Raw genomic sequence first — 19,913 nt, 5'->3', positions numbered from 1 at the left:
GCCGATGCCCTACGGCAGGTCGGGACGGCCCTCAAGGTGGGGCAAGAGGGGTTCTGGAATGAACGTCTTTAATCCTGGGGTTGCAGCGCTAGCCCTGACTTCGGCACTCCGACTGCCACCCTCTCCGGAGGAGGTCCGCGCCGAGCTTGAGCGCATTCTCTCAAGTCCTGAGTTTTCGGTGCCGGCGCGCGCTTGTGCTTTCCTACGCTACGTCGTGGAAGAAACGCTCTCTGGGCGCGCTACGCGGCTCAAAGGTTATTCGATCGCCATCGAGGTTTTCGACCGGGACGAAAACTTCTCGCAGGACGATCCGGTGGTGCGGATCGAGGCGGGTCGGTTGCGCCGCGCGCTTGAGCGGTATTACCTGCTGTCCGGATGCACCGATCCGATCCGCATCGAAATCCCCAAGGGCGGGTACGTTCCCGTTTTCAGCTGGAACGTCTCGAACGCAGTCGAACTCACGCCCGTCGGGCCTGCAGCGGCTCCCGAGATTTCGAAAGCGGCTTCGTTTTCATGGGAACGCGTGCATTGGCTCGCCACGGCAACGCTCGCAGTCGTCGTCTGCCTCACCTTTGCATATTGGGCCTCCAGCCCGCTGGTGTCGCAGACCTCCCTGCCCTCGACGCGGGCGGCCGATCCCGAGGGACCAACGCTGGTGGTCGCGCCATTCGCCGATCTCGGCGGAGGACCGGAAGCCAAGCTATATGCGATGGGGCTTACCGAGGAATTGCTGAGCATCCTGCCGCACTTCAAAGAACTGACGGTGTATGGCCGCGAGACCTCAGAGGCTTTGCCACCGCAAGTCGCCCCCTCGCACATCCAGCAACTCGGAGCCAGTTACCTTCTGACCGGCGGGGTGCAAATCTCCGGCGCGCGAATCCGCGTCACAGCCCGTCTGATCGAAACCGAAAACGGCGCGATCCTGTGGTCTCAAACCTACGACGACGATTTTCGTTCCCGCGATATCTTCGCCATTCAATCCGATGTCGCCGCCCAGGTTGCAACAGTAGTAGCTCAGCCCTACGGCGTCATCTATCAGGCCGACATCGCGAACGGCCCGCCCGATGATCTCGATGCCTACCGTTGCACGCTTCAATTTTACGCCTATCGCACCGAGTTGAGTGTCGAACGGCATGCGGCCGTCCGCGACTGCCTTGAGAGCGCCGTCGCGCGCTTTCCATCCTACGCTACCGCCTGGGCGATGCTGTCGATTGCTTACGTCGACGAGGACCGGTTTGGCTTCAATGCACGAAAGGGCGCGCCCACATCGGCTGAACGTGCACTCGCTGCAGCGCGTCGGGCGGTCGAGCTGAACTCGGACAATATGCGCGCACTTCAGGCGTTGATGACGGCGTTGTTCTTCAATCAGCAATGGGCTGAGTCGATGGAGATCGGGGAACGGGCACTGGCACTCAATCCCAACGATACCGAGTTCCTCGGCGAATTCGGCACACGACTGGCACTTGGAGGGCAATGGCAGCGTGGGGCGGAGCTTGTGCAGCTAGCTCTTGACCGCAATCCGGGGGCCGGCGGGTACTACCACACGGTGCTCGCGCTCACAGCCTATATGCAGCATGACGACCAAAAAGCCGTGGCCGAGATCCGGCAGGCCGATCTCCAGAAACTCCCAATCTTCCATGTGGTAGCGACCGCCATCTATGCACAGGCGGGGATGATGGCGGAAGCAACCCGGGAGGGAGAAATATTTATGAAGATGAGCCCAGCGTTCATCCCCAACATCGAGGCCGAACTCATGAAGCGCAACATCCAGGCAGCGGATCGGGCGCGCATGATCGCGAGCCTTCGCAAGGCAGGCTTGCCCGTGCCGTCGGACGCGCCGTCAGGCTCCTCAGTGCCTGCCACAACATCTGATATGCCCTCGAGCGAGTAAGTGCGGGCTGAGCGTCGATCTGCGTTCTCGCGCTGGTAGGCCGCCGCGGCACAAAAGTAGCGACCATAACAGAACCTACCCGATGTTACGGGTGCTCCTCCGCTTCCTCAACTAATACTGAGGCACCTGGAAGGAGGCACTCACATGAAAAGAATACCACGAAAATCAAGGCGACTCGCCGCCGCATCTACAGCGGCGATGATCTTGGCGATTGGGTGGGGAGCGCCCGCGACAGCGGACGACGCAGAGGCCAAGAGCATGCTCAAGGCGATGTCCGATTACATGGCGGGCGAGAGTTCCATTTCCTTTGGATACGACACCAACTTCGAGGTCGTCACCAAGGACCACCAGAAGCTTCTGTTCGCGAGTTCGGGGATGGTCGACCTCAGCCGGCCCGACAGGATCCGCGCCACCCGCAGTGGCGGTTTCGCCAATGTCGAGATGATCTTCGACGGCAAGACGCTGACGCTGCTGGGCAAGAACGCCAACCTTTACACGCAGGCCGAGGTGCCTGGCACCCTGGATCATCTGGTCGATGAGTTGCGGGACAAGTTCCACCGGCCTGTTCCCGGCGCAGACCTGCTTATGTCGAACGTCTACGAGGAGCTGATGCGCGACGTAACCGACGTCAAGGACCTCGGCAGCGGCGTGATCGGCGGCACCGAATGCGATCATCTGGCGTTTCGGACCAAGGAAGTAGACTGGCAGATCTGGATCGCCCAGGGCGAGCATCCCTATCCCTGCCGATATGTCATTACCAGCAAGAAAGTCGATCAGGGGCCGCAATACAGTGTTCAGATCAGAGACTGGAAGACCGGCAGCGATGTCGCGGCCGATGACTTCGGCTTCAAGAACGGGACCAACGCCAAGAAGGTCGATGCGAAGGAACTGACCGACACTGATGAACTGCCCACACAGTTTTCACCAGAAGGGACCAAATAATCATGACAGCGAAACTGAAAAACATCCTGCTCGCTGCCACCTTCGGGCTGATCGGGCTCGGAGCCTCGGAACGGATGACAGTCACCGGTTCCCACCCCCTTATGTCGACGGCCGAGGCCATCGTTGGGCGTCCGCTCACGCCGGTCAGTGTTGCCGGGGTTGCGAGGCGTACGGTGCGGCGCTGCGCGGTTGGTATGTATTACTGTTAAGTCGCGCCTGCTGCGCAACCTGAGGGACAGATTTCCAAGCTGGTCTCATAAGGGCGAGTCCGCGCATAAGGGCGGAACAGGTTTATGACGTCCGCCGGTGCCAGATCATCACTTCATCGATCGGAGTTCGAGATGAAGGACGAGGCACCAACCCTCGCGTGCCGCAGGTCGCTTGGGCATGCTTCCCTCACAGAACCTACCCGATGCTACGGGTGTGTTCCCACTTACAGACTACGATGTGGTGACGAGCTTTAACCGGAGGAACCATAACATGCGCAGTTCTGCTTTCAGGTCCATTCTTCTGAGTGCGACCATCCTCGGCCTGGCGGCACCGGCATTTGCTGATGATGACATTGGGGCGCTATCACCGGAGAAGGCAGCGAAGGTCTTTGCCGCGAAGCCGATCTATTCGCCCTATGCTGGCCGAAATTTCCCTACCCGGCCGTTCTTCGGCGACACGCACCTTCACACCGGAGCATCTTTCGATGCGGGTGCGTTCGGCGCGCGGCTGACACCGCGTGATGCCTATCGCTTTGCGCGGGGCGAGGAAATTACGGCGTCGAGCGGTCAGCCGGCCAAGCTGTCGCGACCGCTGGACTTCCTGGTCGTTACCGACCACTCAGACAACATGGGCATGTTTCCGGACCTGTTTGCCGGCAAGCCGGAAGTCATTGCCGACCCGCAAGCCAAGACCTGGTACGATATGATCAAGTCAGGACAAGGCGGCGACGCTGCGATCCAGATCATCCAGGCCTTCAGCGCGGGAACGATTCCGAAGAGCATGATGTATGGACCTGAAACCCGCCCCTACAAAAATGCATGGCAGGATACGATAAAAGCGGCGGAGGAATACAACGATCCCGGCCGTTTCACTGCTGTCATCGGCTATGAATGGACGTCCAACACGGCGGGCAACAATCTGCACCGCAACGTGATCTTCCGGGATAACGGAGACAAGGCCGACCAGATCGTGCCCTACACGACTTTGAAGCCCCTCGGCAGCGATAATCCGCGCGATCTGTGGAAATGGATGCAGGCCTATGAGGACAAGACGGGCGGTAGCGTGCTGGCCATCGCCCACAACGGCAACCTTTCCAATGGCCGCATGTTCCCGCTGATCGAGTCCTTCACCAACAAGCCGGTGGACAAGGAGTATGTGGAGCAGCGTGCCAAATGGGAGCGGCTCTATGAGGCAACCCAGACCAAGGGCGACGGCGAAACCCACCCGACGCTTTCCCCCAATGACGAATTTGCCAATTTCGAACGGTGGGACTTTGGCAACCTTGATGGCAGCGTGGCGAAGACACCTGACATGCTGGAGTTCGAATATGCGCGCTCGGCACTGCGGAATGGTCTAAAGCTCGAGGCCGAGCTTGGCACCAACCCCTACAAGTTCGGCATGGTCGGCAGTTCCGATGCTCACACCGGCCTCTCCGCACTGGAAGAGGAAAACTTCTTCGGCAAGACCACGCCACAGGAGCCGAGCCCGGAGCGCATGTTGAGTACATTCTTCACTAATCCAAAAACGAAGATAAAGGTCATGGACTGGCAGGTCAGCGCCTCGGGCTATGCCGCGGTGTGGGCGACGGAAAATACCCGTGAAGCTCTTTGGGACGCCATGCAACGCAAGGAAACCTATGGCACCACGGGACCGCGCATGGTCGTGCGCTTCTTCGGCGGCTGGGACTTCGAGCAGGCAGATGCAGAGACCCGCAATCCGGGCGCTATCGGCTATGCCAAAGGCGTGCCCATGGGCGGCGACTTGACGGCAGCGCCAGAGGGCAAGGTGCCGACGTTCCTCGTCGCTGTACTTAAGGATCCGATCGGCGCCAATCTCGATCGTTACCAGATCGTCAAGGGATGGCTCGATGACAAGGATCAAACTCATGAGCAGGTCTATGACGTAGCTTGGGGTGGCGACCGCAAGTTAGGCGCAGATGGCAAGCTCCCGTCGGTTGGCAGCACGGTGGATGTCGAAAACGCTACGTGGAAGAACACCATAGGCGCCTCGGAACTGATTGCGGTCTGGAAGGACCCTGCATTTGATCCAAAGCAGAAGGCTTTCTACTACGGTCGCGTCATCGAGATCCCGACGCCGCGCTGGACCGCCTACGACGCCAAGCGCTTTGGCACGAAGCCACTGGAGGGGACACAGATGACTGTGACGGAGCGCGCCTACACGTCGCCGATCTGGTACACGCCTTGAATGTCACTCTGGAGTTGACCTGAAAGTTCGGTGCGGCCGCCTACCGCCGCACCACCCTGCTTGTCCTTTGCCAGCGGAGCCAATCATCTTGCTGAAACGTCTGCTGAGAGAGCCATTAGCGCACTTCATCATTTTGGCTCTGGCCATCTTCTCGGTGTATGGCCTGCTCAACCGCGGGGGAGCGCAAGCGCCGGATCGCATCATCGTCACGGCGCCCAAGATCGAACAACTGACTGCAATCTTCGGCAAGACCTGGCAGCGACCTCCGACGGCCGAGGAATTTAAGGGACTGGTCGACGACTACGTCAAGGAAGAGATCTACGTCCGCGAGGCATTAGCCTTGGGGCTCGACAAGGATGACGCTGTCATTCGCCGCCGCCTAAGCCTGAAGATGGGGTTTATGAACGACTCCATCGTCGATGCACAAACGCCGACTAGTGGTGAGCTTGATGCCTATCTGAAGGCTCACCCCACCGTATTCGAGATCGAACCGATGCTGGCCTTCCAACAGGTTTTCCTCAACCCGGACCAGCACGGCGACAAGACCGGGCAGGACGCGGCCTCCATATTGAAGACATTGGCGACAAATCCCGCGACCGATCCGACGATGTTGGGTGACGTGTCGTTGCTTCCCGTGGAGCTGCCCCTGACAGGCAAATCATCGATAGGCCAGACTTTTGGGACGGATTTCGCCGAAGCGCTCGACAAGGCAACGCTAGGCCAGTGGACGGGTCCCGTCATATCAAGTTTCGGACTTCATTTGATCAAGCTGTCAGAGCGTAGACCGGGCCGCTTGCCCGCGCTCAACGAGGTGCGCGATGACGTGGTGCGCGAGTGGGCGAATGACAAGCGCAAGGAATTCGAAGAGCGCCGACTTGAGGAATTGCTGAAGCGATATGCGGTAGTGATCGAGTACCCCGCAAAAACGAGCGCCATCCGATGATTCGCTTCGCAGCGCTATTGACGGTTCTTCTGCAGCTGTTCCAATCCGCACCCGCAGCAGCACACGAGATGCGCCCCGCTTATCTCGAGATGCGGGAGACGGAACCCGATGTATTTGTGGCGGTATGGAAAGTGCCGGCCCTGGGCGACAGGCGGCTCAGCCTCTACGCGCGTTTGCCGGAAACATGCAGGGCGGAGAACGAGCCGACGAGATCCATCGATGGCGGTGCCTACATTGAGCGATGGACCGCCGCATGCGACGGCGGTCTGAAGGGCCGTGAGATCACCATCGACGGCTTGCGCTCAACCCTGACCGACGCGCTGATCCATATTACCTACCGCGATGGGACGACGGAGATTGCCCGCCTCAAACCAGATATGCCGAGCACTGTCATCAAGGGCGCTCAGGCCAGCTTTGAGGTGGCGGAAACCTATTTCCGGTTGGGTGTTGATCACATCCTGTCCGGCATCGACCACCTTCTATTCGTGCTGGCTCTCATGCTGCTGATCCACAATCGATGGACGCTCGTGAAGACAATTACTGCCTTTACGATTGCCCACAGTATCACGCTTGCAGGGGCGGCTTTGGGTTACTTCAGCCTACCGCAGAAACCCGTGGAAGCCACCATTGCGCTTAGCATTGCCTTCGTGGCCAGCGAACTCACCAAGATCAAGCCAGCAGAAAGGCGGCTGTCCGAGACCTATCCCTGGATGGTGGCCTTCGCTTTCGGTCTTCTTCATGGCTTTGGCTTTGCTGGTGCGCTCAAGGAGATCGGACTTCCACAGGTGGATGTGCCGCTTGCTCTTCTCACCTTCAATCTGGGCGTCGAAGCAGGGCAAATGCTTTTTGTAGCGGCGGTAGTAATCGCCTTCAGAATTGTTACCACCCTGATCACCATTCCGATTGTAGCTGCGCGGAGCACTGCCGCCTATCTGATCGGCACAATGGCTGCAGGCTGGCTCATCACACGACTTGCCGGCTTTGTGGTCTAGATCGGATGACTGAAACTGGTTCCGAACTCGGGTTAAGCGTCGCGTTGATTGGCGAAAAACGTCGCGAGCCCTCGGGGATCGGAGCGATCTTGGTCATGGCGATGTCGCGTCTCGGTCGTCCTGTGGATTTCCCGGACCAGAATGAGATGGCGGCCACTCCATGTCGGCACCGCTGAGAACCCCAGTCGAGAATTCCAAACGGAACGCAGCAGTTGGAGAACAGAATGAAACAGAAACAAGTTGAATGGGCTTCATGCGGACGTTGCTCTATGTGGCTGCCCAAACGCAGATGACTCCGCCCCGAGGTGGGAAATGGACGTCTATGCAGGTCAGGCGAACGCTGGACCGTTGCGGCCGACCAAATCGGATGGCGTTTGGGGTCAAACCCAATCGCCTGAACTACCGAGTTCGACCCTAAACGGAAGCTCGTTCGCGCTCGGCCAGGAGCGAGAGTCCATCCGCTGAAGGCAGCCGGGCAGAGCCTCAGCCAGATCGCTGCTACCCTCACACGACAAGCGGACGCAGGACCGGCCTGCGCCCCGGCCGAAGCACTGCCCGGCCTATTTATTTGGAAACAGTAGTGTAATACCCGTGCGGAAGCCGAAACCATCTGGCCCATTGTCGGGGCTTTCCGCCCAGTAGCGCACACCGGCGAACAGGCTGATCGGCTGCTTGTCCATCACCACCAGCTTCGAGACTTGGAAGTTGATCGGGACCGACCATTGCTGCGCCTCCCAATTGTAGGTGCTCTCGGTGTTCAAGCTGAACGTCCAAGCGTCCTTCGTCGTGTAGGAGACGAAAGGCTGCAAGTAGGTGGCGTTGATGTCGCTGCGGTCGCCGTCGCCGGCAAACGACCAGATGTGGTTCGCCAACATACCCACCGTCCATCCGTCCTTTTGTTTCAACACGACGGCTGTCGGACCAGCTCCCCATTTTTGTCCACCAAGCAATTCGTCGGTCGCCGTCGGAAAGAGGAACACCGGGCCGACACCCCAGATGATCCCATTTGCGGTCGGTTTCTTGGGCGAGAAGAACAGGCTCTGGCTGATGTCGCCGAGCCCGAACTGATTGCCGGAAGGCCCGGCAATATCGTGCTGGTAGGCGACGGGCAGGATGGTGCGGGAGATGACGTTCCAATCGTCGTTGAGCGAGAACGGAATGACCGGCTGGATGTTGACATAGCCCTTGTCGCCATCGTTGGGACCATAGCCCTGGTCCCAATTGAATTGGAACGGCACGCTGACCAGCGAGGCGATCGGGTTAGACAGCTTCTTGGCGAGATCCTGGGTATCCTCGGCCCAAGCGGCACTGCAGACGAGCAAGCCTGAGGCGAGCGTAGCCGCCAGCCGAATGGCCCATTCGGACTTCATCGACATCGGCAACCCCCTCTTCGCATGCCGACCAGCCTAAGGGGACCGACCCCGGATAGACAGTACACCGTCAATGCTGGGTATGGTCCACACTTTTGTCGATGGGTGTGTTCTTCGAACGCCGCCCCGCAATCATTCGCTTGTCTTAGGTCGATGCAGGCGGCATGGAGCTTGCGACTGAAGCGCCGGTCATGAGAGCGGAACAGGGCGATCATGACCATGCTATGCGCTGGGCAAAGTTGGAACCAGATCGTTGAGGACATGGAGTGTTCCCGCGCCACGGTCAAGCCGGCCAAGCGGTTTAAGGAGGCCTCGGGGGCACAGTCTACCCCCCTCAGCCTCGCCACGTCACTCAGCTCACCTTCTTGACAGGCGGGATGGTCCACGAACCGTCAATGATCGAAGGGTCGCTCTCGTTTGGCCAGTAGGTCCGCATCATCAGGACGAACTTGCCCTTGGGCGCAGGCAGCCAGTTGGCCTCCTTGTCTGCTCCAGGGCTCTCGTTCTGGATCAGGATGTCAATGGAACCATCGTCATTGGCTTTCAGCGGCTGGCGGGCGCTGATAGAATAACGGTTGAGCGGGTTGTCGACGAAGAAGTAATCCGCGTCGTACATAGTCACTGACCAGAAGCCTGTTACCGGAGGGGTTAGACCCTTCTTGAAGGTCAGGACGTATTTGTCCGAACCCGAATAGGCCCTGTTGATCAAGTCGCCATGCGACGTCATGGAGGTCGGATAGATCGCGTCCTGCGGACGATTGGCGCCAAGGCCAATGGCGGTCACGAGCGCGCGCTGGATATAGTTCGTGCCGTAGATACCGGTCTTGGTTGTGAAGCCCCAGCCATTGATTTGCTTCACGTCGCCGTCACTGAACTTGAAGTGCAGCATGATGCGGTCGAAGGCGATCTGCGGGACGCGCGTGGCGAAGGCAGGATTGAACTTCGTCTTGTCGAAATCCTGCCCCGGCACGATGCCGATTTGTGCCATTTTTTCCACCATCGGTGCGTCAGCCTCCGTCGGCGGATTGGTCTTCATCAGTTCGGCGAGCAGCGTGAAATACTCGACCGCATCCATCTTGTTGACTTGATCGCGGACCGCCGTTTTCATGTCGATCGACTGGTCGACCTTGCCGGGAGGCGGCGTCCATTCCTTGCCGTGGGCGCTCAGCGGATAGAGCTTTACCTCGTCCTGCACCTTGTGAACTGCCGCATAGTCCTCGGGCGTGCCTGTGCAATAGATGCGGCCGAGCAGCCAGACGATGCTGGTCGGCGATTTGTACTGCTTGACCCCCTCCGGCAGCGTGCCTTCCCAGCCAGGGCCGGTAACGGCAAAGGTCTGCGCGCCTGTTCCGGTGGTCCGCTTTCCCGGCACGTCGAAGACCGTCGTCCAGCCGTCGAGCATGGGGAACAAGGCGTAGCGGTCCTGCAAGTCCGGCAGGCTGACGACCCAAGGCTCCTTGCCGACGTCCAAGAAGGCCGTGGTGTACAGCGTGTCGGCGTTGGGAGCTGTCACATCCCGGAACTGTGCATTAGGATATTCGCGCACCTTGATAAGATTCCCCATCGGAGCCTTGGTTCCCTTGGGTTTGGCAACATTTGTTATAACCCGGCGAGTCATCTCCATCGTGACCAGCGGATAGCCGTAAGTGTAAGCCTCGACCGCAAGGCCGAAATCATCCGATCCTTCCATCAGATCTCCAACCAGACCTTCTGCGTGGCCACTCGTGGGCCTCTGCGAAGTTGCAGCAAGCAGACCTAAGCCGCCAAGCGAGACGGCGCGACGCGATATGTTCATAGCTGGCACTCCGAGTTTTGACGTGTGTTTGACGCTACGGCACCATGCATCGAGAAACTAGGTACTGCATGTATCTTACGGGATCATACAGGCGTCGATTGTCGTGAAAGCAAACAAGGTCGCGCACCAGCACGTTAAGTGTCAAAAGCCGCGCAGGGAGAGTTCCCCGCCTGGCGCCGAAGCTCCTTGATGAGGCTGGCACAAGACCGTTGAATGCCGCTGGGGTCGCGCAGCTTACGCCTCGCGTACCAAGCGGTTGCTGAGGAAAGCCGGCTTCACGTCGACTGATCCACTGGCACGAGCTGCCCAGTCTGCACGTAGCATACAGTTAACTACCTTCCCCATAAGAGGGGAATGCTCCAGCATCGTGCCAAGGCAGAAGGTATTTGCCGGGACTGGCAGCACGACTCGCTGGCAGCCATCCTGAAATCGCTTGGAGGACGATAATGGAACGCAAGTTTCCGCGCTGGCGCGCCGGCGCCGGCATTGTGGCCGCTATTGCGCTTCTCGTCTGCTCCAGTCCCGCCTCCTTCGCGGCCGCCCAGAATAAGACAGTCGCCGCGGATAGCGGCACGGGCGCCCAATCTCCCGAACCGCTTGACGAGGATGAACTTGAAATCCTGGTAGCGCGCGTCGCACTCTACCCCGATGAACTTGTCGCACTTATTTGTGAGGCGTCGCTGTACAGGCTGCAGATTGTAGAGGCGAGCCGGTTCCTGGATCAGGTGGCCAAGAAATCGGACCTGAAACCCAAAGAAAGCTGGGACGGCAGTGTAATCTCGCTGCTCAACTATCCCGAGATCATTAAAATGATGAGTGACGATCTGGATTGGACCCAGACGTTTGGCGACGCGTTAACGTATCAGCAAAAAGACGTACTGGTCGCGATTCAGCAGTTGCGCGACAAGGCGGAGGCCAAGGGCCGACGACAAGGTCACGGTTGTCGAAGAGAACAACAATGTCGTTATCCGGTCCGCGAGTACGGACACGATCTATATCCCGCGGTATGAACCGGCCATGCCGTACGCTACCGCTTATCCCCTTGCGCCGATTGCCTACTGGGCTAAAAGTCCCGACAGCGGACCCGACGGCTTCGGCTTCCGCACGGGAATTACCCTGCTGTTCCCGAAGTAGGCTCAACACTGTCCGTGACAGCCACGAGCAATGGACCGCTACGAATGAAGAACGACCGGAAGCCGATATCCATTAGCTGAGCCGCGCGAATACGTATATGTTGTCACTGCGGCGCAAGACGTTCGCATCGGACAAGAAGTAAAAGACGGATTTTAGAGGGGACTTCGATATGGGAATCATCCGAGCTCTCGTGCCGGCTTTGGCGGGGATAGTGGCAGTGCTGGTTGCGGCGCCGGCGATCGCGGCAGACCTTGCACCTCCCGAACCCACGCCTGCACCCGCGCCGGTCTGGACCTTCACGGCAGAGCCCTATTTCTGGATGGCAGGCATGAACGGCAGGGTCGGCGTCAGGGGCCTGTCGCCGGCGGATGTCAATGTCGATTTCAGCCAGATTTTCAACCACATCGATTGGTCTCCCCCGCCGGTCATGCTTGCCGGTGAGGCGCGCAATGGCCGCTACGCTCTATTCACCGACTTCATATACCTGGGACTCGAGGCCGATGGCACATCGCCCGGCCCGTTGGCTGCTCTTTCGGCCGAAGCGAAGATGAACATGGTGCTGTGGACCTTCGGCGGCTCCTATCGGGTCGTCGACAATGGCACCGCGACCTTGGACGTTCTGGCCGGCGGACGGCTCTGGTACCTGGATACGGATTTGACCGTTACCGGCCCTCTCGCCACGAGGGAGGCCAGCGGTAGCAAGACTTGGGTCGACCCTCTGATTGGTGTGGCCGGCAATGTTGCTCTCGGCAACGGATTCGGCCTCCATGGCGAGGCGGATGTCGGTGGCTTCGGTGTCGGCGCCGACATCGATTGGCAGGTGCTGGGCACGCTTCAATACCGGTATAGCGATTCGGTCACGCTGGAAGCGGGCTATCGCTACCTTGCCGTAGACTACGACAACGACGGATTTGTATTTGACGTGGCAATGCAGGGACCAATCATCGGCGCCAAATTTCGGTTCTGATCGGATCGGTGATGGCAGGTCAAATAGATCGCGATCGCGTATTTGAGGTAAGGAAGCAAGAGCATCGCGAAGTTCGCTATGGCGGTTCCGTGCTGATCGTTTTCGCTCCCGGTAGCAGGGGCGGCCTTCTCGACCCGAGAACGCAATGTTCTGGTCGGTGGGAAGGAAGCTCCTCGTCTATGCGGGGCGCAAGATCACCACAAACTCCCTCGCGATGAAGTTTCATTTTAGCTAGGTGTGAGCTTTCAGGAGGTTGCTCATTCGGCCCCGACCGAGAAAGCGGAGATTGTCGAAGCTTCAGTGATTCTCGAAGGACGAATGAACATCCACAAGAATGCCCGTCTGACGCCGCTGCGTCGAGAGGAGATGGCCGCGACGTTGTTGAATGCCGTCTTTCCAAAGCCGATGCGGCGCAGACATACGGGGTGACGGCGAAGGTGGTGGCGCGCTGGGTGGAGTGCTTCCAGATCGGGGGAAGCGCCGGCATGCTCGACCATTCCTCGCGGCCCAAGACAAGTCCGAGGCGAGCCGTAGCCGCGGTGGCAGATGCGATTGTGCGCTGCGCGGGCAGCGCCTGACCGGCAAGCACATTGCTATGCAAACCGGCGTGTCCGAAGCGACGGTGGGGCGAGTGCTGGCACACGCCGGACTGTTACGGCTGAAAGACCTGGTACCGGCCGAGCCGGCGCGTCGCTATGAGGGCGAGCGTCAAGCCAATCAGCCTGTGCCCGGGAGTGGTGCTCTATTGGGCTGAGCGCTCGGGAGCGAGCCCTGACAGATTCAGTTTCCGCACCGTCGTTACACTCCTACTCGCAAAGAAATAAGTCCGAAGCCAACCAGCAGAGAATACCAGATGCTACGAGCGCCATGCATTTGCATCAAGTATCAAAGCGGGGCTGCTTTCGAGCCGTGCATTCGCTTGGGGACAACTTCGAAACGGGAGGGGAGTTTGGGAAATTGTTTTGTGAGCCTATCCAAAGTCAGGCATGTCAGCAGCGTTTTGTTGGCGTCGGCTTTGGCTGCCCTGTTGTGGGGGTGCGCGTCCCGTCCGACGAATGTGCTGTTGCCAGTGGCCGAAACGTCCCCTTCGGCTAGCAAGGTGGAGATGTTGGTGGCGACGACCCGCAGTCGTTCCTCGAATCCCGCTGAGATGTTTACGGGCGAGCGCGGATTGGCCCCCTCGTTCGCGGAAATTACAGTGTCGATCCCTCCGGCATCGGTTCGCAAGGTCGGCGAGGTCGCGTGGCCCAAGAAACTTCCATCAAACCCGGCAACCGATTTCGCGGTCGTTCAGACCGACGATTTGACCGTCCAGACAGCGAAGGGATGGCTCCACGCATCTGTCAGGAAAAGCCGGGACCATAGTGTTTTGGTCTTTATCCATGGTTTCAATAACCGATTCGAAGATTCGGTTTATCGTTTTGCGCAGATCGCTCACGATACAGGCACCGACAGCGTGCCGATCCTGGTCACCTGGCCCTCTCGTGGGAGCGCACTTGCCTATGGATATGACCGCGAAAGCACCAACTACACCCGTGATGGCCTCGAACTGTTGTTCCAGTTTCTCGCGCGCGATCCTGACATAAAGGAAGTCTCGATCCTCGCCCATTCAATGGGTAACTGGCTTGCGCTGGAAGCCTTGCGCCAGATGGCTATCCGCAACGGCGGCCTGCCGGCGAAATTCAAGAACGTCATGCTGGCTGCCCCTGACGTCGATGTCGACGTGTTTCGCACGCAAATTGCCGACATGGGCAAACCGCACCCCCAGTTCACCCTTTTTGTTTCGCAGGATGACCGCGCGCTGGCGATTTCAAAACGGGTCTGGGGCGATATCCCGCGGCTCGGTTCAATCAACCCGGAGCAGAGCCCATACAAAGAGGAATTCGCGAAAAACAATGTAGTGGTCATCGACCTGACCAAAGTCAAATCCGGAGACAAGTTGAACCATGGCAAGTTCGCCGAGTCACCCCAGACCGTCCAACTGATTGGGGCTCGAATTGCCGGCGGCCAGAATCTCACCGACAGTAGGGTTGGCCTGGGCGACACGATCATTCAGGCAACGACCGGAGCGGCAGCAGCGGCGGGCAGCGCGGCGGGGTTGGTGATCGCGGCACCCGTGGCAGTGATCGATCAGAACACCAGGGAGAACTACGGCCGTCAGGTCAACGCTCTCGCAGGTTCCCAGAACAGCCAGAAAGCGAAGGCTGGCAAGAATTGCGTTGTCTCCTCTCCGACTATCCAAGATTGCAGGAAATAGCCATTCGGCGAAGCCAAGTGGCAGTACTGAAGCCGATGAAGGACAGACCATACGCATCTGCAGGAACGGCGCTGCGTTCCGTCCGGCTGAAAAGGGGGGAATGAATGCGTGGCGTCGCGCGAATCTCAATTGCGATCATCCTTTCACTAGTCGTTACAATCTTGACCGCCTGGGCCGGCCTTGCGATGTGGTACCGCCTGCCTTTCGCGGAGCCCGGACGGGCAGTGGCCTGCATCCTGTTCATCTTGTTCGGCTTCACCATCATCATCGCGCTCTTCAGCCGGATCCGCTTCCGGGCGCTCGCAGTGTTTGTGGCTGCGTTTGCTGCGGTTCTGGTTTGGTGGAGCACCATCAAGCCTTTGGCCCACGCCGACTGGGCGCCCGATGTCGCCCGTCAGGTAACCGGCACCTACGACGGAAATCGGTTGACGTTAAAGGACGTGCGCGCCTTCGAATGGCGCAGCGACACCGATTTCACCGAACGCTGGACAACGCGGACGTACGATCTCTCCAGCATCCAGACCGTCGACCTCTTCATGTCTTATTGGTCTGGGACCAAAATCGCTCATGTCATCATGAGCTTCGGCTTTGCAGGAGGTGACTATCTTGCCTGGTCCATCGAGGTGCGGCGGCGTCGCGGTGGCGAGTTTTCGCCCATAGCAGACCTGTTCAAGAGCAATCCCCTGGTCATTATCGCGGCCGACGAGCGTGACGTGGTCGGCGTCAGGTCGAATGTACGGGGAGAGGACGTCCAAATCTATCGACTAAAGGCGTCGCCTGACGCAGCCCGGACGCTCCTTCTGGAATATCTCTCTGACGCAAATGCGCTTTCCGCGGCTCCAAAATTCTACAATTCCATCACGACGAACTGTACGACGACGATCGTCAAGATGATGCGAGCGGTCGGTGACGTGGTCCCCCTCGACTGGCGCCTAATCGTCAACGGCTATCTTCCCGATTATGCCTATGCACGGGGTGCACTCGACACCCGCATGCCATTGTCAGACTTGAGAGCACTAGCCCACATCGACGACCGTGCGCGGAAGTCAGGCCTTTCGCCAGACTTTTCAAGACTAATCCGTATTGGCGTACCGTCTCCGTCTCGAAGCGGGTACGCCCCTTGAAGTGCTATATCTCGATTGTCGAAACTGAATCAGTAGGCCAGATGTCGGCCTAAAGAAGCTGCTGAAGCGATGCGGAATCGCGTCCCCGCCGCAGGATACTGGAACAAAGTTCGTGTCGGAAAGAAGGTGCCCGCATTACCCAAGGCGCCACCGCGGCGGCCGCAAACGGGCGATCGGGACTAGAGCGCCGATGCTGGTGCCGCTGAGTGCCGACGAGCGCTGACTTCGTATCGGACCAGCCCACCGACGGGCGCCGCTTCCGCATCATGATCTCGATGAGTCCAAGATATCGTTTTATGATGGGAATGGCGCCCCGGCCGGATGTCTCATGCCGTCGCAGCTGCCTAAATCAATAGCATCCTAATGATGGGTTCTTTGGCGGGTAAATTCTGAAATTCACTATAAGTTGTTGATTTTTTTGAAGATATGGCGGAGAGAGCGGGATTCGAACCCGCGTTACGGTCTCCCGTAAACACACTTTCCAGGCGTGCGCCTTCAACCACTCGGCCACCTCTCCGTCCTTGCATTTTTCGCGACGGCCGGTTTCGCCGCGCGGGTTGGGGACAATGCAGTCCCTTCAGGGAGCCGGTACGCGATATCAGCGCCGTGGGTGCCGCCAACCAGCAAGCACCTTCCCCTCGCACCTGAGCCGTCAAAGCAACAGGCGCGGGGCTCATCTAGTCGATCCCGCGCCGAATGCCAAGCCATAACGGCAGTCTATTCGCTTTGCCGGCCACACAGTGCTTCGTGAGGCCGCCGCCGCATTCTTTTTCGAGGGTACCGACGTCCCGAATGATGTGCATAGGCGAGGCCGCAAGACCGGCCGCGCTTGACTTCGCCGCCGGCCACCTGTCGAGTGACGCTGAGGCTTTGCGGGGGCATCGTCCGGACATGACATCAAGCAGTGAACAACCGGGTAGCGGGCAGGCGCCAGTCGGGCGGCCAGGCAACGACCTGTCTTATGTCCCGGTGGGTTGGCTCATCTTCGTCATGGCGTGGTCGGTCTACGGCCTGGCCTCGGCCTGGTGGCTGACCGGCGACTCCGGCCTGCCGGACAGGATCTTCTATTTCCTCCTTGGCGGGCTTGCCGTCGACATCATCACCATCCTGTGGGGGCTTTACCTGCTCGGCCTTGCCTTTGGCCGCTCGGCGCGCTTCCCGCGCCAGTTCATCATCTGGCAGGCGGCGACCATCGTCTGGGTGCTGGCGAGGCAGGCCTATGTGCTTGCCGTGCCCGATTTCGTCTTCTCCGCCAGGAGCCAGTTCATCGGCGGCTCCGAAATCGCCATCGGCCTGCTCTGCATCTATCTGCTGCGCCGCGGCTCCGGCGCCGAAGGCGTCTATGCCAGGCCGCCGACCGAAGCGCCGTCGGTCTTCGTTTCCATCGTCGCTGCCTTGCTCGGCATCATCCTGGGCGCGGTCATCGGTGCGGTTGGCGGCTTCCTGGCTGGCTCGGTGATTGCCGATGTCGCCGAGGTCAGTTGCTTCGAGGGCGGCTGCGGCTACTTCGCCGCCTTCATCGGCTTGGCCGGGCTGGTGGTCGGCGCCATTGCCGGCGGCATCCTTGCCGTCTGGCTCGTTCACCGCCGCGGGCGCAAGCCAGCCGCGTAGGGTTCAGAAAGCGCCAGCCTTCAAATTCGCGTATCGCGATTGCGGACAAACCGAACGCATTCTATTTCTGGTTCGGGACACGTGCCGGAGGCTCCTGGTCTGTGTCCAGGATGAACCGGGGGAGAGCCTTGATGTTTCGCTTCGTCTTTCGTCTTGCGGCCATGGTCGCGCTGTCGGTTTCCGTCATCATGGCGGTGCTCGACACGACGCGCACGGTGGCGGCTTCGGCCCTTGTGCTGACCCCGCTCAACGCCAGCTGGCTGGCTGTCTCGCCGGACACGCGGGCGGCCTTCGAAACCTATGTCCGCGCCAAGGCCAGTCCGCTGCTGTGGGACGGCGCCATCGCCTGGGTGCTCAACCAGCCGGGCTTTGCCGTGTTCGCGGTGCTGGCCTTCCTGCTTTACGCCATCGGCTACCGGCGGCAGCGGCGCACGGGACAGTTCGCGGCGAACTGACCCACCGGCATCGCCCGCGCCATTCAGGCCACCTCCTGACGGCTTGCGCGCAAGGATCGGATCGCGGCGCGGCGTGCCCATGGCATGCTTTTCCAAAAGGTCAAAATTCCGCGTGAATTTTGTTTCGGGCCGTGCCAGATTGCCCGGGAGCGGGAGGGGAATACACTCCTGGCTAACGTCGTTTGCCTGCCGGAGAACCGGGCAGACAGGCGGTGCGTAACGGAAAAAATAACCGACAGGGTGTGGATCACATGAAACGTATCGTTCTCGGCCTCCTGGCCGCAACCGCAATGGTTCTTCCGGCTTTCGCCGCGGATGTCCAGCCGGCCATCCTCTATGATCTGGGCGGCAAGTTCGACAAATCCTTCAACGAGGCGGCCTACCACGGCGCCGAGAAATTCAAGACCGAGACCGGCGTTGCATATGTGGAGTTCGAAGTGTCGAACGCCTCGCAGCGCGAGCAGGCGCTGCGCCGCTTCGCCGAGGACGGCCGTAACCCGATCGTCATGGCCGGCTTTGCCTGGGAGGACGCCCTCAAAGCGGTCGCAAAAGATTATCCCGACCTGAACTTCGCCATCATCGACGATGCCGTCGACCTGCCCAACGTCCGTTCGCTGGTGTTCAAGGAGAATGAAGGCTCCTATCTCGTCGGCATCCTGGCGGGGATGGCCTCGAAATCCAAGAAGGTCTCCTTCATCGGCGGCATGGACATCCCGCTGATCCGCAAATTCGAATGCGGCTATGTCGGCGGCGCCAAGGCGGCAGGCGCGACCGATGTCATCCAGAACATGACCGGCGACACGCCGGCTGCCTGGAACGACCCGGCCAAGGGCGGCGAGATCGCCAAGACGCAGATCGACCAGGGCTCCGACGTGGTCTACGCCGCGGCCGGCGGCACCGGCGTCGGCGTGCTGCAGGCGGCGGCTGATGCCGGCAAGCTCGGCATCGGCGTCGATTCCAACCAGAACGGCCTGCAGCCCGGCAAGGTGCTGACCTCGATGATGAAGCGTGTGGACGTCGCCGTCTACAATGCCTTCATGGACGGCAAGAACGGCACCTTCAAAGGTGGCGTGCAAAATCTCGGCCTCAAGGAAGGCGGCGTCGACTACGCCATGGACGACAACAACAAGGCGCTGGTGACCGACGAAATGAAGGCGGCGGTCGAAAAGGCCAAGGCCGACATCATCGCCGGCAAGATCCAGGTGCACGACTACACAGCCGACAACGCCTGCCCCTATTGATCGGCGGCACCATACGGCAATGACTGGAACCGCCGGGCCACGCCCGGCGGTTTTGTGTCGGCCTACAGCTTGCCGGCGAGATAACCCAGCGCGAAGGCCGCGATCAGTGCCATAGCGACCACGTACCCACGCCGGCCGCCCAGCGCGTGCACGCCAACGCCGTACGGCTGTCGGGACAGGCTTCGGATCACTGTCGGCGGTTTGGCATCGTTGCCGCCCAGGCCAACGCTGCGCATTTGCGGCAATTCGGCGAGGCGTTGCGTGACTAGCGCCCAATGATTGGCGCCGGCTGGTTTTTCGGCACGGTCGAAAACATGCATGCGTTCGGCGAGTTGCACCACCGCGTCGCGGAAGGCAGGGTCGATCTCGAGATCGCGCTCGGCCCGCTCGCGCTCGGCATCGTTCATCAGGCCCAGCACATAATCGCCGGCCCTTGCGATGCGGTCGCTTTCACCGGCCATGGCCAGGACCCTCCCCTTCTCCTCACCAGTGTGGCGGTTTGGTCACCGGCACATCCGGTGCCGCCTGCTCTTCAAGGGCCAGGAAGCGGTCGGTCAACGCATCGAGCTTGCGCTGCATGCGTTCGATCACCTTCCACTGCTCGGCAATCTGGCCCGACAGTTCCTCGATGGTCTTCTCCTGCTCGGCGGCGCGGATTTCCAGCGTCGTCAGCCGGTCGGCGGGCATGATCATGCAAAGTCCCCAGTTCGTACCGCGACACCTTGCGCCGCAACGTCAAATCGACCTCGCCATATTAGCGAATGCGAGAGCTTCGG

16 protein-coding genes, 1 tRNA gene and 4 pseudogenes are annotated in these 19,913 nt (G+C 59.9%); 16 read left to right on the top strand and 5 right to left on the bottom strand.

Annotation, left to right across the window (positions count from 1 at the left end; all coding sequences use genetic code 11):
• The first annotated feature begins 58 nt into the window (after positions 1-58).
• The 6 genes from EN824_RS13900 to EN824_RS13875 all read left to right on the top strand — a co-directional run bounded on the left by EN824_RS13900 (position 59) and on the right by EN824_RS13875 (position 7,183).
• Entirely contained in the window at positions 59-1,891 is a 1,833-nt protein-coding gene (locus EN824_RS13900; protein ID WP_127275475.1) for an adenylate cyclase, read from the top strand.
• Between the two features lie 144 nt (positions 1,892-2,035).
• The gene (locus EN824_RS13895; RefSeq protein ID WP_135881380.1) at positions 2,036-2,833 is read left to right on the top strand and encodes a DUF2092 domain-containing protein; all 798 of its coding nucleotides are present in this window, start codon (positions 2,036-2,038) and stop codon (positions 2,831-2,833) included.
• 2 nt (positions 2,834-2,835) lie between these two features.
• Entirely contained in the window at positions 2,836-3,042 is a 207-nt protein-coding gene (locus EN824_RS13890; protein WP_135881381.1) for a hypothetical protein, read from the top strand.
• Positions 3,043-3,313: 271 nt separating this feature from the next.
• Complete coding sequence (locus tag EN824_RS13885; protein ID WP_135932396.1) at positions 3,314-5,248, top strand: DUF3604 domain-containing protein; 1,935 nt, start codon at positions 3,314-3,316, stop codon at positions 5,246-5,248.
• Positions 5,249-5,336: 88 nt separating this feature from the next.
• Complete coding sequence (locus EN824_RS13880) at positions 5,337-6,191, top strand: peptidylprolyl isomerase (protein WP_245520982.1); 855 nt, start codon at positions 5,337-5,339, stop codon at positions 6,189-6,191.
• Entirely contained in the window at positions 6,188-7,183 is a 996-nt protein-coding gene (locus tag EN824_RS13875; protein ID WP_135932395.1) for a HupE/UreJ family protein, read from the top strand. The genes EN824_RS13880 and EN824_RS13875 overlap by 4 nt, the downstream gene beginning before the upstream one ends.
• 560 nt (positions 7,184-7,743) lie before the next feature.
• On the opposite strand, the gene EN824_RS13870 is transcribed toward EN824_RS13875, so the two are convergent.
• Entirely contained in the window at positions 7,744-8,559 is an 816-nt protein-coding gene (locus EN824_RS13870) for a transporter (protein WP_135932475.1), read from the bottom strand.
• A 201-nt stretch (positions 8,560-8,760) separates the two neighbouring features.
• On the opposite strand from EN824_RS13870, the pseudogene EN824_RS36655 reads away from it, so the two are divergent.
• Positions 8,761-8,922, top strand: a pseudogene (locus EN824_RS36655) (hypothetical protein); the annotation flags it as partial.
• Here the strand turns inward: EN824_RS36655 and EN824_RS13860 are convergent.
• A complete protein-coding gene (locus EN824_RS13860; protein WP_135932394.1) occupies positions 8,906-10,348 on the bottom strand; it encodes a DUF1254 domain-containing protein in 1,443 nt (480 codons plus the stop codon). The pseudogene EN824_RS36655 and the gene EN824_RS13860 overlap by 17 nt on opposite strands.
• A 446-nt stretch (positions 10,349-10,794) precedes the next feature.
• Here EN824_RS13860 and EN824_RS13855 point away from each other — a divergent pair.
• The 6 genes and pseudogenes from EN824_RS13855 to EN824_RS13830 all read left to right on the top strand — a co-directional run.
• Positions 10,795-11,482 (top strand): annotated as a pseudogene (locus tag EN824_RS13855) (DUF3300 domain-containing protein).
• Between the two features lie 169 nt (positions 11,483-11,651).
• The gene (locus EN824_RS13850; protein WP_189522175.1) at positions 11,652-12,449 is read left to right on the top strand and encodes a hypothetical protein; all 798 of its coding nucleotides are present in this window, start codon (positions 11,652-11,654) and stop codon (positions 12,447-12,449) included.
• A 318-nt stretch (positions 12,450-12,767) separates the two neighbouring features.
• A pseudogene (locus EN824_RS13845) lies at positions 12,768-13,161 on the top strand (leucine zipper domain-containing protein); the annotation flags it as partial.
• A 291-nt stretch (positions 13,162-13,452) separates the two neighbouring features.
• Positions 13,453-14,706 carry an alpha/beta hydrolase gene (locus EN824_RS13840; protein ID WP_245520989.1) on the top strand — a complete coding sequence of 418 codons (1,254 nt, stop codon included), beginning with the start codon at positions 13,453-13,455 and terminating at the stop codon, positions 14,704-14,706.
• Between the two features lie 104 nt (positions 14,707-14,810).
• Entirely contained in the window at positions 14,811-15,830 is a 1,020-nt protein-coding gene (locus tag EN824_RS13835; protein ID WP_135932392.1) for a DUF4105 domain-containing protein, read from the top strand.
• Positions 15,831-15,975: 145 nt separating this feature from the next.
• Positions 15,976-16,099, top strand: a pseudogene (locus EN824_RS13830) (IS3 family transposase); the annotation flags it as partial.
• A 158-nt stretch (positions 16,100-16,257) separates the two neighbouring features.
• Here the strand turns inward: EN824_RS13830 and EN824_RS13825 are convergent.
• A tRNA-Ser gene (locus tag EN824_RS13825) sits at positions 16,258-16,347 on the bottom strand.
• Between the two features lie 374 nt (positions 16,348-16,721).
• Between EN824_RS13825 and EN824_RS13820 the strand changes: the two genes are divergently transcribed.
• From EN824_RS13820 to EN824_RS13810, 3 genes are all read left to right on the top strand, one after another.
• Positions 16,722-17,441, top strand: a complete 720-nt coding sequence (locus tag EN824_RS13820; protein WP_245520981.1) for a DUF2569 domain-containing protein — start codon at positions 16,722-16,724, stop codon at positions 17,439-17,441.
• 131 nt (positions 17,442-17,572) lie between these two features.
• A complete protein-coding gene (locus tag EN824_RS13815) occupies positions 17,573-17,896 on the top strand; it encodes a hypothetical protein (protein WP_127869964.1) in 324 nt (107 codons plus the stop codon).
• A 251-nt stretch (positions 17,897-18,147) separates the two neighbouring features.
• Positions 18,148-19,137 carry a BMP family ABC transporter substrate-binding protein gene (locus tag EN824_RS13810; RefSeq protein WP_127280664.1) on the top strand — a complete coding sequence of 330 codons (990 nt, stop codon included), beginning with the start codon at positions 18,148-18,150 and terminating at the stop codon, positions 19,135-19,137.
• A 62-nt stretch (positions 19,138-19,199) separates the two neighbouring features.
• On the opposite strand, the gene EN824_RS13805 is transcribed toward EN824_RS13810, so the two are convergent.
• The gene (locus EN824_RS13805; RefSeq protein ID WP_135865700.1) at positions 19,200-19,598 is read right to left on the bottom strand and encodes a hypothetical protein; all 399 of its coding nucleotides are present in this window, start codon (positions 19,596-19,598) and stop codon (positions 19,200-19,202) included.
• A gap of 22 nt (positions 19,599-19,620) precedes the next feature.
• The gene (locus EN824_RS13800) at positions 19,621-19,827 is read right to left on the bottom strand and encodes a SlyX family protein (protein ID WP_123151274.1); all 207 of its coding nucleotides are present in this window, start codon (positions 19,825-19,827) and stop codon (positions 19,621-19,623) included.
• Positions 19,828-19,913 lie beyond the last annotated feature (86 nt).

This window comes from Mesorhizobium sp. M8A.F.Ca.ET.181.01.1.1 (assembly GCF_004792025.1).
GTDB lineage: Bacteria > Pseudomonadota > Alphaproteobacteria > Rhizobiales > Rhizobiaceae > Mesorhizobium.
This window is presented reverse-complemented; position numbering and strand designations above follow the sequence as displayed.